This window comes from Marinimicrobium agarilyticum DSM 16975 (genome assembly GCF_000423345.1).
GTDB classification, from domain to species: Bacteria; Pseudomonadota; Gammaproteobacteria; order Pseudomonadales; family Cellvibrionaceae; genus Marinimicrobium; species Marinimicrobium agarilyticum.
This window is the reverse complement of record NZ_AUHU01000008.1, coordinates 203519-217184: the sequence shown is the minus strand read 5'-3', so window position 1 is coordinate 217184 and position 13666 is coordinate 203519. Positions and strand designations below refer to the sequence as shown.

Here is a 13666-nt window from a genome sequence, read left to right as displayed (position 1 = left end):
TGATTTGAGGAGATGTGCTGCTCCTCCCAACAGCTCTTCTTTTATTATTTTCCACTTCCCTTACGGTCTTTTGATAACTACCAATTACACCCTCAAGCAGACAGACCTCCTTCTGTCAGGCTCTGATCGCTAGAACGTTTTCACAGTACGCTGGGCACTTTGCCCTTTGGTGATCGCCGCCTCGACAGAGAGCGGTGTCGATGTATCGGTGCGTAACAGTATGCTGGCGGTCCCCAACTTGCTGTCGACTGTGGCAGGGCCGACAATTTCGCCACCGTTGACCGTGAAGCTCACCGACACCTGATTTTGGCGCGTGTTGTTTCCCCTCTGATCAACCAGATCCGCGTAAACAAACTGGTAATCCCCGTCGTTGCCGTAATGATGTGTCGGGCTTTTTTCTTTACGCAGACTGAGGGCATGCACCGGACCCGGAGTGGCTACGCGGTGCTCCGCCACCGGATCGCCGTCCACATAAGCCACCGCTTTCAGGGTCCCCGCCTCAAATGCTTCGGCAGTGAAATAGTGCGGCGGGTACTTCAAATGTTCGTAGTGCTCATCGGCGCGCTCACCCTTCAGTTCCCGGCCATTGAGGAACAGCTTCACCTCATCGGCGTTGCTCAACACCGGCACCTCAAGGGCGGACTGCTCCGACCAATGGCTGGCAATGAACACCATGGGCCCGCACTCATTCAGTTCGCCACACTCATCCGGTGCCCGTTGGCTGCGGAAAAAGTGATAGGAAAATTTTGGGCGCCGATCGATGCTCATGACCCCGGAGGCTTCCAGGTCATCGGCGTAGCCCCGGTTGTAGTCGTACATGACCCAGTAGCCATCGCCGATGGCGGGCGTGTTGAAATTGTCGTTGTGCGCTTCCATGACGTTGTGCAGCTGTTGCTGCAGGCGCTTCTCACCGAACTCAAGCAGCTGTCGGCTGGAGCGCTCTTCCTGTAGCAGGTCGGACCAGCTGTCCTGCTCCAGACCGGCGTTCATCGCGTAGTATTCCCAATCACCGTACTCTGAAACGATGTAGGGTTTGCTCGGCGTTTCGTAGTGCTCCAGCCGGTGCTGGCGGGCCTGCAGGAAGATGTCGTAGTCATCCACCCAGCCGGCGGCGTAGACGTTGTCCCCGGGGTACTCCCGGTGAACGGTTTGCTTGAACCGCTCGATCAGCGCCTCTGACATGGCGGACTCGTTGAGCGAGCACTCCCAGGCAAAAATGGAGGCGTGATTTCGGTCCCGACGGATCATGTCTTCACAGGTGTCGAGCACCTGCTCGGTAAAGGCCGGATCCTCCGAGCTGTACTGCCAGCCGAGAATCGCGTCAATCAGTACCAGGCCCAGTTCATCGGCCGCCTCTATAAAGGATTTGGAATGCGGGTAGTGGGAAAGGCGAACGTAATCGAAACCGGCCTGCTTGATCCGTTCCGCATCCCGATAGTTCGCTTCGTCCGATAGCGCATAGCCGATGTAAGGGTATTCCTGGTGGCGATTCACGCCGCGCAAAAAAAGTGGTTCGCCGTTAATGGTCAAAGAACCGGGCTTGGCCTCGAAACGGCGAATGCCGATGCGCGTCGTTTCCTGATCGACAATGGTGTCCTCCACCAGAACGTAAGTGTTCAGGTCATAGAGGTTCGGATGCTCGGGGTGCCACAACGCCGGGTCGCTCACTGACAAGGTGCTTTCGAATTCCCCTTCACGCTGGAGACGTCGGGCGCGGGTTTGGGCGCGGGCAATGACAGTACCGTCGCGTGAGAGCTCATTCACCACCACCACTTTTTCCGTGCCCGCCCGGTTGAAGACATGGGTTTTTACCGTGACCTGCGCCTGTTCCTTGCTGACTTGGGGGTAGGTGATGAAGACACCCCCCGACGCCGGACGATCGGCGGCGACCGCCGGGGCCATGTGAATAGGGTTTTCCACCCGCAACCAGACATTGCGGTAAATACCGCCGTAGGTGCTGAAATCCAGAATTTCCAGAGGCTTGGGACCGGTGACCGGATTGTCGCGATTGTCCAACCGAACCCAAACGGTATTGGCGCCCTTGCGCAGGTGGTCGGTGAGCTCTGCGGTGAACGGCAGGTAACCGCCCAGATGACGCGCCACTTGCTCGCCGTTGATCCAGACGGTGGCGACACGCATGGCGCCTTCGAAGTCGAGGAAAACCAGCTTGTTCTCCCAGGCGGGATCGTAGTTCAACTCATACCGGTACCAGGCATCGCCCTGCCACTGGTCATTTACTAACAGGGGCTCGATATTCGGAGTATGGGGTAGATCGACGGGGGCCCATTCTGTTTGAGCTTTTGCGTCGGCCAATGTGGTATGACTGTCAGTTTTGTAAAACTGCCAGTTCTCATTGAGCTTGACCGGCGCCCGATAATCGCTGGTCAGCACCGCGCTATGGGCAAGCGCCGCCCAGAGAGTGAGGATCGTTACTACGGTGTACTTGGCGCCACTACGGATCATTCGGATGGTTACTCGCTATTATTGGTATTGTCTGTTCCTTCAACCGATCCAATGGCCTCAGAACCGAGGGTCGAGAAGGAAACCGTTTACCCTTATGAGGTTAAAGTTTCCCTGAATCAATGTAAAGTAGATTCTTGCCCCTTCTGATAAGCATTTTTTCTTAAACGGACGTCTGTTATATCTTCGGGTTTCTAATACATCAGCCCAATTTTCTATTTTTACCTTATATTACAATGAGTTACAAAAATATTATTAATGCTATATAAAATGTTTGCGCTTTTCAGCCGGGGCGTTCGCGTACGACCGCAAACCCAAGAAGTCCCCGCCATTTACGACGCAACCTTTGCCCTCAAATTCAGCGAGCGGGTGGCACTTCAAGCGCTTCCGGGGTAAACTGTAGGTAAACGTTTTCCTTTGTTTGGCCCTGGCTGGAACCGCGAGGAGCTCCCGGAGGAACTAAAGACTTGGGGGCAGGCGGGCTTGTTATACTCACGGTGTTCTATCAAAGCAATAACAAGGGCACAGGACTAGATGGTTACCAATCAGAGGGTTGTCCTCGGCGCGGGCTTTTTCGCCATTTTCTTTACCAGCCATGGTATCGGGGCCCTGGCGATTCCCTACTACCAGATGACACTCGGTGTGGATCCGTTTTATCTGGGCATCGTACTCACCCTGCCGGTCTTGCTCTCCGCACTGATCAGCCCCTGGGCCGGCGCGGTAATCGAGCGCTACCAGATCAGCGGGGTTCGACGGAAGCTGTTCATCCTCATATCGGCCTGGTTGTGTGCCTTCAGTTTTGGCGCCATATGGATGGCACCGCGAAGCTGGAACAGCGACCTGATTGTGCTCTACCTTTTGTTGTCGTCCGCGTTGTTTTTTGTGGCCGCCACGTTTTTAACCATCAGCGTGCGCTGCCTGGCGTACGAGGCCAGTAGTGACAGCCGGGAAATTACCCACGTCATGGGGTACACCACGGTGTTTGAAAAGCTTGGGTCCATTTTCTACTACTGGATGTTTCCCATCGCCCAATGGTCGTTGTTCCAGAACGTGCATCAGGGTATTCGCTACGTGGGTTGGATCGTCGCGATCGGGCTGATCGGCGGTCTGGCCAGCATTGCCGGACTGTTCGGGCGCGCCCCTCTGAGCCAAAGCAAACCCTCTCAGCTACCACCTGAAAAAAGCAGCTCCGAGCCGGTCACCCGGCCACTTCTGCCGGTGTATCAACGCCAGTTGAACTTGTTGCTGGTGCTGGTCGGTTTGCAGTTCGGTGTGGTCGGGTTGTGCGTCAGCATGGACTTTTATGTACTGGTTTATTATGTGGGCGCCGGCGACATTGCCTCCGGCGCAAACTGGAAGGGAGTGCTCTCCACCGCCTACGCCCTGGTCGGCCTGTTGACCATACCGGTACTGGTCAAAGCCAGTGACCATTTTGGCAAAAAGAGAACGCTGGCCGCGGTGTATTTGATCAGCGCAATTGGCGGCGGCGCCAAGTGGTTTATTTATCAGCCCGGCAACGAATACTGGTTGGTGCTCGATGCCTTTCTCGGCGCCTGGATATGGACCGCCATGAGTACCATCGTGCCATCTCTGCTGGCCGATCTGTGTTATCTTAATCGGCAGAAAACCGGCGAGTTTCACGACGGTGTGGTGGTGGCCCGACACAATTGGGCGATGAATTTAAGCCTGGTGTTTGCCTTTCTTTTATCCGGCTTGGTGCTGAAAGCCATCGGGTTTGAGTCCACCGAGCGTGGGGATCAACCGGAAGGCACACTGTACTTTATGCGTGCTCTACTCTCGGTCGGCAGCGTGGTGTTCAGCCTGCTTCCGCTGTGGATCATGCGCCACATCGACGTGACGAGAACCGAAACGCCTTCACACGGCGTCCAGAGGGTATGACTGTGGTTACCATTAAAGATGTCGCAAAAGTCGCAGGCGTGTCCACCGCCACGGTCTCCCGTGTGGTGAACGGTCAGGGAAAAGTCGGCGAGCAGTGTCGCAAGCGCGTTCAGAAAGTGATCGAACAGCTGGGCTACCGGCCCAACGGTTCCGCGCAGGCCCTGGTAAGGCGCGAACTCAAAATGGTGGGTGTCATCACGCCAAAGCTGTCCATGACGTTTTTTGGGACCCTGGCCGCCGGCGCGGAAGAGATGGCGCGGGAACAGGGTTACAGCCTGATCATGTGCAACTCACTGTATGAAACCCAATCCGAACTGGATGCCATTGATTCCCTGAGGCGTCAGGGCTGCCAATCGATCATTCTGCACAGCGAGTATTCCGACGACGCGCAGCTGATCGCACTGGCCGAGGAGATTTCCGGTCTGGTGCTCATTAACCGGTTTATCCCCCAGATCGCGCAACGCTGTGTGTGGTTTGATAACTTGTCCGCCTCACAGCAGGCAACCCGCTATCTGGTCGAGCGGGGCCACACCGAGATCGCGGTCATCAGCAGTATTTATCAAAACGGGGACCCGGCCGACCGGGTGGTCGGCACCCGTCAGGCGTTGCAACAACATGGGCTGGAGCTCAACAGCAACAAGGTGATCGAGTCCACCGCCAATATCGATGGTGGCAAAGAAGCCACTGAGCAACTGATCGCCTCGGGACAACACTTTACCGCCATTGTGGCCTACAACGACCTGATGGCCATCGGCGCCATGCAGGCGTTGCATCAACATGGCATCCGGGTGCCTCACGATGTATCGATCATCGGGTTTGATAACCTGCCGATCGCCCGGGCCTGTATTCCCAGCCTCACCACCATGAACTACCCGGTGGAGGAGATGGCGCGTTACGCCGTTGAGCTCTCGCTGATTCTCGCACGCAAAGAGCATCCCCATACCAAACAGACCCACCTGTTCATCTCTGAACTGATTGAGCGGGAAACCGTCAGGAACCTTCGTGTCGTGCAATCCGAAGATAAATCCGTGGGAGAATAAGCTGAAAGCGCATCCGCCTTTACAGAACGCTATCCCTCAAAGAAATCCACGGGCAACCCTTTCGCACCGGTCTGGTAAATCAGCAGGTTCCCCGCTTCCGGTTCCAGGGCCAACTGTTCGTCCGAGAGGTTTTCTCTGGCTGTGCTGACAAATAGCCAGGAGAGGTCCGGCCCTCCGAAGGCAACGCAGGTGGGCTGGCTGACCGGCACCGTCAATTCCAGCAATATCTCTCCTTCGGGCGAGTAACAGACAACCTTGCCGCCCCCAAAGCGGGCATTCCAGAGATTGCCGTCGGCATCGACGCAACTGCCATCATGTCCCGTCCCCTCGTCGGCCAGCGCGAACACCCGACGGTTACTGAAGCTGCCACTGTGGGGGTCGAAATCGTATGCGTAATAAACGCCCCGGGCGGAGTCGGAAAGATAAGCGGTGCGGCCGTCGGGACTCCAACACAGGCCATTGCTGATACCGATGCCTTTGAGCTGGGGTTCGACGTGAGCGTCGCCCTTCCAACAATAAAGTGACCCCCCCGCCTCATCCGATAGTGGATCACCCGCCTCTACCATGGTACCCGCCCAGAACCGGCCCTGACGATCGACCTTGCCGTCGTTGAAGCGGTTGGCGGGCCGGTGAATCTCCGGTTGTGCCAGCCAGTGGCAGGCGTCGGTATCGGGCGTATAGAGGGCGAAGCCTTTGTCGAAGGCCGCGATCAAGGTTTGAGGGGAGGTGTCTTTCACAAAACCGAAGGTGGCCAACCGCTCGGGGGTTGGCCACTGGGTCAAGGTCTCGCTTTCAAGGTGATAGCGGTACAGCCGGCAGCCGTGAATATCCGTCCACCAGAGGGCCTGCTGGTGAGGGTGCCACAAAACCCCCTCCCCCAGCTCGTTGCCCACCGGCAGGCTTTTTATCCATTCCGGCTGCCGCATGGGGTTACCACCAAACGCTGTACAGAACGATCAGGATCAACACCACACCCAGGCTCAGGATGTTGAAGCTGGTGCGGGTACTGAAGTCGATATTGTCCAGGTGGATCGCATTGCTCTGCTCTTTAGCGCCGCTGATCAAGGTCACGATCACCGCCAATACGACACAGGCGATAAAGACGATACCGACCCGGTCAATAAACGGCAGGCCGGGCCAGAACTTCCAGAACAGCGCAGACAGCACTACCGAGGCAATCGCCGCCACCAAGGCGGAGGTCGCGGTCGCGCGCTTCCAGAAGAAGCCGAGCAGGAAGATGGTCACGATGCCCGGGGTAAAGAAGCCGGTGAATTCCTGAATAAACTGGAACGCCTGGGGGAAGTTACCCAGCAGCGGACGGGCGATGATCACGGCGATCAGCATGGCCAGGCAGGCCACGGTACGACCGACAATGACCTTCTTATGCTCCGTGGCATTCTGGTTGATCATCTTGCTATAGATGTCCATGGTGAAGATGGTGGAGATACTGTTCACCATGGAGCCCAGAGACGAGGCAATGGCCGCCACCAGGGCCGCGAAGGTAATCCCCAGCAAACCCTGGGGAACCAGCTTCATCATTTCCGGGTAGGCCTGGTCCGGCTGAGCCAGATCCGGCTTGAGCATCGCCGCCGCCATACCGGGCAATACCACAATCAGGGGCATCAGGATTTTCAGGTAAGCGGCGAAGGCGATACCTTTCTGCGCTTCCGCCAGGCTCTTGGCGGCCAGAGTGCGCTGGGTGATGTACTGGTTAAAGCCCCAATAGGACAGGTTCATGATCCAGAGGCCGCCGACCAGCACGGAAATACCCGGCAGGCTGATGTAGTGGGGGCTGCTCGGATCCAGAATCATATCGAACTTCTCGGGAATCTCCGCCAGCATGATGGAGAAGCCCTGGAAGGCACCGGCGCCGCCGGCGTTCTCGGCAATCTGGTCCAGTGCCAGATACGACACCAAGAGACCGCCAATGATCAGTAGCACCACCTGGATGATATCGGTCAGCGCCACGGCTTTCAGACCACCGTAGATGGAGTAGCCGATGGAGAACACCGCCAGGAACGTCAAACCGTAGACCAGATCCAGCCCGGTGATGGCATTGATCGCCAGCGCGCCCAGCCAGAGGATGGAGGTGAGGTTGACGAAGGTGTACAACGCCAGCCAGAAGATGGCCATGACCGTGCGCACCCGGCTGTCGTAGCGCTGCTCCAGGAACTGGGGCATGGTGCTGATGCCTTTCTCCAGAAAGATCGGCAGGAAGTATTTGCCGATAATCAGCAGGGTGACGGCCGCCATCCATTCATAGGAGGCGATGCCCAGGCCGATGGCAAAGCCGGAGCCGGACATGCCGATGATCTGTTCGGCGGAGATGTTGGCGGCGATCAACGAGGCGCCGATGGCCCACCAGGGCAGGGACTTACTGGCGAGGAAGTAGTCCTCGGAGTTTTTCTCATGCCCGGCTTTTTCCCGGGAGACCCACCAGGCGATGCCGACAAGCAGCACGCAGTAGATGGCGAACGTGGTGATATCAAGTGGTGACAGACTCATGTTGCACTCCATGTTATGTGATTATTATCCGGGGGATGCGAATGGGCGCCCTTTCCTCGCCCCTCGGTCTCTGTTTGTTGTTGGGTGAGTACCGAGTTGGTATTGCCGATGTTGCACGGGTCCCGCCGGAGTTTTTGGCGTGCCTATTATGCGTAGAAATACCTTGGACTGCGAGTGCCGATAGTGGTTTTCAGGCGGGAAAAGTGGGAATTCGAACGTTTTTTCAGTGCTTCGAGTCCGGTCCGCTGTGAGGTGCACTATCCCCGGACACGCCGTGAATACATCCCTGTAGGCTCGAATCGCGGGTCCCCCGCTCCACGGTCCGGGGATAGTGCACCTCACATCGGCCCTCAGTGCCACTAACAACAACGGAAAATCGACTAAAGCCGCCCGCCATCGATCACAAATTTCTGGCCGGTGATCATGCGGGCATCATCCGAGGCGAGGAACAGTGTCAGCTTGGCCACGTCCTCAGGAAGAATGCGCTCTTTCAGGCAGACCTGATCCATCCACCAGGCCTCCGCCTCCGGCGTGAGCCACTTGTTCAACTGACGCTCGGTAATCACCCAGCCCGGCACAATCGCATTCACCCGGATCTTGTCCGTACCGTAATCCCGCGCCAGAGACTTCGTCAGACCCAGCAGCGCCGCCTTGGCCGTATTGTAACTGGGCAGTTTGCTCGGCCCGAACAGCGCGTTGATTGAGCTGAAATTGATGATCACCCCGCCCCCCTGGCGGGCCATCAAAGGCTGAACCGTCTGAGCAGCGAAAAACGCCGGATGCAGGTTCACCGCCAGGCTGTTGTACCAGGCCTGCTCTGACAAGTAGCGAGGATCGTAGCGCTGGTCGTTGGCGACGTTATTGATCAGGACGGTGAAATCCCCGCAGGTTTCCGCCAGGGAGCGGATCGCCGAGCGCAGCTCATCGATACGGGTGACGTCGCAGGGTTTGAACGCCGCTTTGCAGTCGTAGCGGGCCTCGACCCGTTTGACCAGCTCATAGCCGGCGTCTTCATTGATATCCACGAATGCCACGGAGCTGCCTTGGGAGGCGAACGCCTCCACCAGGCAAGCGCCGATCCCGGTCGCGCCGCCGGTGATAAATACCGAACGGTGCGCGAGGCTGGCATAACGGGTGTAGTCTGAGTTCATATCAATGCGATTCCCGATCCACCTGGTCGCCGCTGGCGCCCCTGAGAAAGTCCAGGTCGACACCCTCGTCGGCCTGGAGCACGGTATCAATGTAGAGCTTCGCGTAGCCGCGAGTGTAGGTCGGCTTCGGTCGCTCTTGTTGCCACTGGTCCAATCGTTGAGCCAGTTCGGCGTCGCTGATGTTCAATGACAGCGTGCGCTGGCGGCCACTGAACACGATTTCGTCGCCGTCGCGTACCACCGCCAGCGGGCCGCCGGCGCTCGATTCCGGCGCCACGTGCAGTATGACCGAACCGAAAGCGGTGCCGCTCATGCGCGCATCGGAAATGCGCAGCATATCCCGCACACCACGTTCCAACAGTTTCTTGGGGAGTGCCATATTGCCCACCTCCGGCATCCCCGGATAGCCCTTGGGGCCGCAGCCCTTGAGTACCAGCACCGAGTGTTCGTCGACGTCCAGCGTGGGGTCGTCGATACGCTCTTTATAGTCCTCAATGCTTTCAAATACCACCGCCCGGCCGGTGTGCTCCATCAGCTCGGGGCTGGCCGCACTGGGTTTTATAAGCGCCCCGCGCGGACAGAGGTTGCCTTTGAGCACCCAAATGCCCGAATGGTCGTTCACCGGCCGGTCCAGGGGGCGAATGACTTCATCATTGTAGCATTCCCCCTCGCCGATCTGGTCTCCCAGAGTGACGCCGGAGACCGTGACCGCCCCGGTATGCAGGCGCTCGCGCAGCCGGCCCATCACCGCGGGCAGCCCCCCGGCATAGTGGAAATCTTCCATCAGGAAACGCCCCGAGGGCATTAAGTCTACGAGCAACGGGACGTTTCGGCTCAGTCGATCGAAGTCATCCAGCGTCAGGTCGATGCCCAGGCGCCCGGCGATGGCCAGCAAATGGACCACCGCATTGGTGGAACCGCCGATGGCGGCGTTGACCACAATGGCGTTTTCCAGCGCCTCACGGGTGAGGATATCCGCCAGGCGCACATCCTGCCGCACCAGCTCGACGATGCGACCACCGGTCAGGTGCGAGAGTGCCTGGCGGCGGGCGTCCACGGCGGGCAGCGAGCCGTTGTAGGGCAGGCACAGGCCCATGGCTTCGGTCAGGTTGGAGACAGTGGAGGCCGTGCCCATAGTCATGCACACCCCCCGGCTGCGGGACATGCCGCCCTCGGCCGCAATGAAATTCTCGATGCTCATCTCGCCGGCGCGCACCGCCTCGGAGTATTTCCAGACGTCGGTGCCGGAACCGATGTTCCGGCCCTGGAACTTGCCGTTGAGCATCGGGCCGGAGGAGACCACCATGGTGGGCAGGTTGACGCTGGCCGCGCCCATGATCTGGGCCGGCGTGGTCTTGTCACAGCCCCCGAGCAGCACCACCCCGTCGATGGGGTTGGCGCGAATGGACTCTTCCACCTCCATGGCCAGCAGGTTGCGAAACAGCATCGCGGTGGGCCGCATCTGGGTTTCGCCCAGACTCATGGCGGGAAATTCCAGCGGCAGGCCACCGGCTTCCCAGACGCCGCGCTTGACGTATTCCGCCAATTCCCGAAGGTTACCGTTGCAGGGGGTGATTTCTGACCAGGTATTACAGATGCCGATGACCGGACGACCGTCGAAGACATGGTCCGGCAGGCCCTGGTTCTTCATCCAGGAGCGGTGGATAAAGCCGTCTTTATCACGCTTGCCGTAACTATTGGCGCTGCGAAGCGGGCGCCTGGGCTGCTTGGGGTCAGACATAGGGAAAACTCGAATGAAGCCGGGCTCAGGCCGTCGCGGCCCGCCGGGCTTTCATGGATGCCTCGATCAGCGTCAGCGCCTCTTCCAACAACGCCACCACCGCCTTGCGCGCGCCCTCGCCATCACCGGCGGCTATCGCCTCGTACACGGTGCGGTGGTCCGCTTCACTGGCCACGTCCACTCCCTTGAGCTGGTTGGTGGAGGTAATGCTCACCCGCAGCGCGGTCTGGATGAAGCTGCGCAGTTGAATGAAAAAACGGTTTTCGCTGGCGAGCAATACCGCCGTGTGGAAGGCGATGTCCGCCTCCAGGGGGTCATCATTGCCGCGCTCGGCGGCATCCATGCGCAGCAGCGCTTTTTCGATGTCGGCGATGCGCTCACGGTTCTGCTTGCGGGCCGCCAGGATGGCGGCTTCGGGCTCAATGCCCATGCGCAACTCGGTGAACTCGCGCAGCAGCTCCAGAGAGGGTCGGCTGCTCAGCGTCCACTCGAGCACGTCCTCATCGAACATGTTCCAGCGGTTGTTGGGCTGGACCCGGATACCCTGGCGCGGACGCGAAGAAATCAGCCCTTTGGCGGTGAGCATTTTCACCGCTTCGCGGATGACGCTGCGGCTGATGTCGAACGCTTCGCACAGTTCGGCTTCGGTCGGCAGGGGATCGTTGATGCCGTACTCCCCGCGCACGATCGCAGCCCCCAGCTGGTAGGTGACCTGATGGGTCAGGTTGCGACCACCCTCTAGTCTGCTCATTGCATTGCTCGCGATGGTATGAATGTTCGTTATCACTGGCGGGCCTGGCCGATGTTTCTAAAACCACCCCGCCTTATATGTTATTTATCTTACATCAAAGAAGGGGTTGATTACGCGCCTTTTTTCGCACTCAAAGTGTGCCGCATGGCGGTAATGACCGGTATCACTTCGGGGCGAACCTGACGCCAGACATAAAAGGATTCCGCCGCCTGCCCCACCAGCATACCCAACCCGTCGGCCCTTTGTTCGGCGCCGTGGGATTCGGCCCAGGCCAGAAAGGGAGTGGGTTCGGCGGCATACATCATGTCGTAACAGGCCGCGCCCTCGGCGAGCAGGTCATCCGGCAGCGGCGGCAGCTCACCCGAGAGGCTGGCGGAGGTGCCATTAATGACCAGATCAAACGGCTCTTTCTGGCTCAGGTTCTCGTAGCCCACCGGTTCAATGACGCCCAGATCGGCGAAGCCCTTGGACAGCTGCTCCGCTTTGTGCACCGTGCGGTTGGCGATGGTGACCGAGGCGGGTTCCTGCTCCATCAGCGGCTGCAGAACGCCTCGCACCGCACCGCCAGCGCCCAGCAACAACACCCGCTTGCCGGCGATTTCCCAACCCAGGTTGTGCATGTCGTTGACCATGCCGATGCCGTCGGTGTTGTCCCCCAGCAAGGTGCCGTCGGGCTGCTTGGCCAGGGTGTTGACCGCGCCGGCCCGGCGCGCCCGGGGAGTCAGGCGGGCCGCATAGCCGTAGGCGTCCAGCTTGAAGGGCACGGTGACGTTCAGGCCCTTGCCGCCGCCAGCGAAAAAGGCGTCCGCGGCCTGTTCGAATTCGCCTTCGTTCACCTGCTGTTTGGTGTAGGCCAGCTCCTGCCCGGTCTGCTCAGCGAACTGGCGGTGAATATAGGGGGATTTGCTGTGCGCAATAGGGTTGCCAAACACGGCGTAAGAATCAGTCATAAAACCATCCAGCTATTGTTATTCGATCCAGTCCCGGGGCTGCAGGTAGTACTCGGTGAGCACCGCTTCTGCGCTGCCCGGCTCCGGATGCCAGTCGTAATCCCAGCGCACCAGAGGCGGCAGGGACATCAGAATGGACTCGGTGCGCCCCCCGGTCTGCAGGCCAAAGAGCGTGCCGCGATCATACACCAAATTGAATTCGACATAACGCCCGCGCCGGTAGAGCTGGAAGTCACGCTCCCGCTGACCGTAGTCGGCGCTCTTGCGCCGCGCCAGGATCGGGCGGTAGGCGGGCACATAACTGTCGCCCACCGCGCGCATCAGGGCGAAGCTGCGCTCGAAGCCCAGTTCATTGAAATCGTCGAAGAATAACCCCCCCACACCCCGGGGCTCCTGGCGGTGCTTGAGGTAGAAGTAGTCGTCGCACCACTGTTTGAAGAAGGGGTAGATGTTCTCGCCAAAGGGGGCGCAGGCGTCCCGGGCGGTGCGGTGCCAGTGGCGGCAGTCGTCTTCATTCCCGTAGTAGGGGGTCAGGTCGTAGCCGCCGCCGAACCACCAGACGGGGTCGGCGCCGGGCTTTTCGGCGATGAAGAAGCGCACGTTGGCGTGGCTGGTGGGGGCGTGGGGGTTGTTGGGGTGGATGACCAGAGAGACGCCCATGGCTTCGAAGGAGCGCCCGGCCAGCTCGGGCCGGTGGGCGGTGGCGGAGGCGGGCATTTGCTCGCCGAAGACGTGGGAGAAGTTGACGCCGCCTTTTTCGATGGCGTTGCCTTCGGTGAGTACGCGGGAGCGCCCGCCCCCGCCCTGTTCGCGGTCCCAGGCGTCTTCAATGAATTCGGCGCCGCCATCTTCTGCCTGGAGTTGTTGGCAGATGTGGTCCTGGAGGTTTAGGAGGTAGTCTTTGACGGCCTGTTTGTCGGCTTGGGTGTCCTGGGGCCCTGGGTTGTCTTGGGGCATTGGGGGGTTCCTCTGGGCTCGACGTTGGGTTTTGGGGGATTGCGGGTATTGTACTCGCCCTGTGTAAATGAGGCGAAATTCATAGAGCTGTGATCCAAATTCCGTTATGGTCGAATGATACTTAACGAATCGATTTAGTCTGTTGGGTCGGCAGGTCCGGGCGGGAGCGGGGCCTAGCCTTTCAAGACACGCCGTTAACCCATCCATGGGGG

At 59.1% G+C, this 13666-nt stretch carries 10 protein-coding genes; 2 read left to right on the top strand and 8 right to left on the bottom strand.

Translation table 11 applies throughout. The features are described 5' to 3' along the window. Nucleotides 1-129 precede the first annotated feature (129 nt). A complete protein-coding gene (locus G547_RS20955) occupies nucleotides 130-2463 on the bottom strand; it encodes a glycoside hydrolase family 2 protein (protein ID WP_051235227.1) in 2334 nt (777 codons plus the stop codon). 531 nt (nucleotides 2464-2994) lie between these two features. Here G547_RS20955 and G547_RS20950 point away from each other — a divergent pair. Both G547_RS20950 and G547_RS0110495 read left to right on the top strand, forming a co-directional pair. Next, nucleotides 2995-4359 carry an MFS transporter gene (locus G547_RS20950; RefSeq protein ID WP_051235226.1) on the top strand — a complete coding sequence of 455 codons (1365 nt, stop codon included), beginning with the start codon at nucleotides 2995-2997 and terminating at the stop codon, nucleotides 4357-4359. A gap of 2 nt (nucleotides 4360-4361) precedes the next feature. Next, on the top strand, nucleotides 4362-5399 hold the full coding sequence (locus G547_RS0110495) for a LacI family DNA-binding transcriptional regulator (protein WP_027329825.1): 1038 nt from the start codon (nucleotides 4362-4364) through the stop codon (nucleotides 5397-5399). Between the two features lie 29 nt (nucleotides 5400-5428). Here G547_RS0110495 and G547_RS0110490 read toward each other — a convergent pair whose 3' ends face one another. From G547_RS0110490 to hemF, 7 genes are all read right to left on the bottom strand, one after another. Further along, a complete protein-coding gene (locus tag G547_RS0110490; protein WP_027329824.1) occupies nucleotides 5429-6325 on the bottom strand; it encodes an SMP-30/gluconolactonase/LRE family protein in 897 nt (298 codons plus the stop codon). A gap of 4 nt (nucleotides 6326-6329) precedes the next feature. Next, nucleotides 6330-7904, bottom strand: coding sequence for a sodium/sugar symporter (locus tag G547_RS0110485; protein ID WP_027329823.1), 1575 nt, complete (start codon nucleotides 7902-7904; stop codon nucleotides 6330-6332). Between the two features lie 380 nt (nucleotides 7905-8284). After that, nucleotides 8285-9055, bottom strand: a complete 771-nt coding sequence (locus G547_RS0110480; RefSeq protein ID WP_027329822.1) for an SDR family NAD(P)-dependent oxidoreductase — start codon at nucleotides 9053-9055, stop codon at nucleotides 8285-8287. Nucleotide 9056: 1 nt separating this feature from the next. Next, complete coding sequence (locus tag G547_RS0110475; RefSeq protein ID WP_027329821.1) at nucleotides 9057-10796, bottom strand: IlvD/Edd family dehydratase; 1740 nt, start codon at nucleotides 10794-10796, stop codon at nucleotides 9057-9059. Between the two features lie 25 nt (nucleotides 10797-10821). Further along, a complete protein-coding gene (locus tag G547_RS0110470; protein WP_027329820.1) occupies nucleotides 10822-11547 on the bottom strand; it encodes a FadR/GntR family transcriptional regulator in 726 nt (241 codons plus the stop codon). A gap of 110 nt (nucleotides 11548-11657) precedes the next feature. Next, complete coding sequence (gene aroE / locus G547_RS0110465) at nucleotides 11658-12497, bottom strand: shikimate dehydrogenase (protein ID WP_027329819.1); 840 nt, start codon at nucleotides 12495-12497, stop codon at nucleotides 11658-11660. An 18-nt stretch (nucleotides 12498-12515) separates the two neighbouring features. Further along, a complete protein-coding gene (hemF, locus tag G547_RS0110460) occupies nucleotides 12516-13454 on the bottom strand; it encodes an oxygen-dependent coproporphyrinogen oxidase (protein WP_027329818.1) in 939 nt (312 codons plus the stop codon). Nucleotides 13455-13666 lie beyond the last annotated feature (212 nt).

Excerpts from the sequence above, each read along its gene's own strand:
- G547_RS20955 (WP_051235227.1), bottom strand. The coding sequence starts at position 2,463 with ATGATCCGTAGTGGCGCCAAGTACACCGTAGTAACGATCCTCACTCTC.
- G547_RS20950 (WP_051235226.1), top strand. The coding sequence starts at position 2,995 with ATGGTTACCAATCAGAGGGTTGTCCTCGGCGCGGGCTTTTTCGCCATT.
- G547_RS0110490 (WP_027329824.1), bottom strand. The coding sequence starts at position 6,325 with ATGCGGCAGCCGGAATGGATAAAAAGCCTGCCGGTGGGCAACGAGCTG.
- G547_RS0110485 (WP_027329823.1), bottom strand. The coding sequence starts at position 7,904 with ATGAGTCTGTCACCACTTGATATCACCACGTTCGCCATCTACTGCGTG.
- G547_RS0110480 (WP_027329822.1), bottom strand. The coding sequence starts at position 9,055 with ATGAACTCAGACTACACCCGTTATGCCAGCCTCGCGCACCGTTCGGTA.
- G547_RS0110475 (WP_027329821.1), bottom strand. The coding sequence starts at position 10,796 with ATGTCTGACCCCAAGCAGCCCAGGCGCCCGCTTCGCAGCGCCAATAGT.
- G547_RS0110470 (WP_027329820.1), bottom strand. The coding sequence starts at position 11,547 with ATGAGCAGACTAGAGGGTGGTCGCAACCTGACCCATCAGGTCACCTAC.
- aroE (WP_027329819.1), bottom strand. The coding sequence starts at position 12,497 with ATGACTGATTCTTACGCCGTGTTTGGCAACCCTATTGCGCACAGCAAA.
- hemF (WP_027329818.1), bottom strand. The coding sequence starts at position 13,454 with ATGCCCCAAGACAACCCAGGGCCCCAGGACACCCAAGCCGACAAACAG.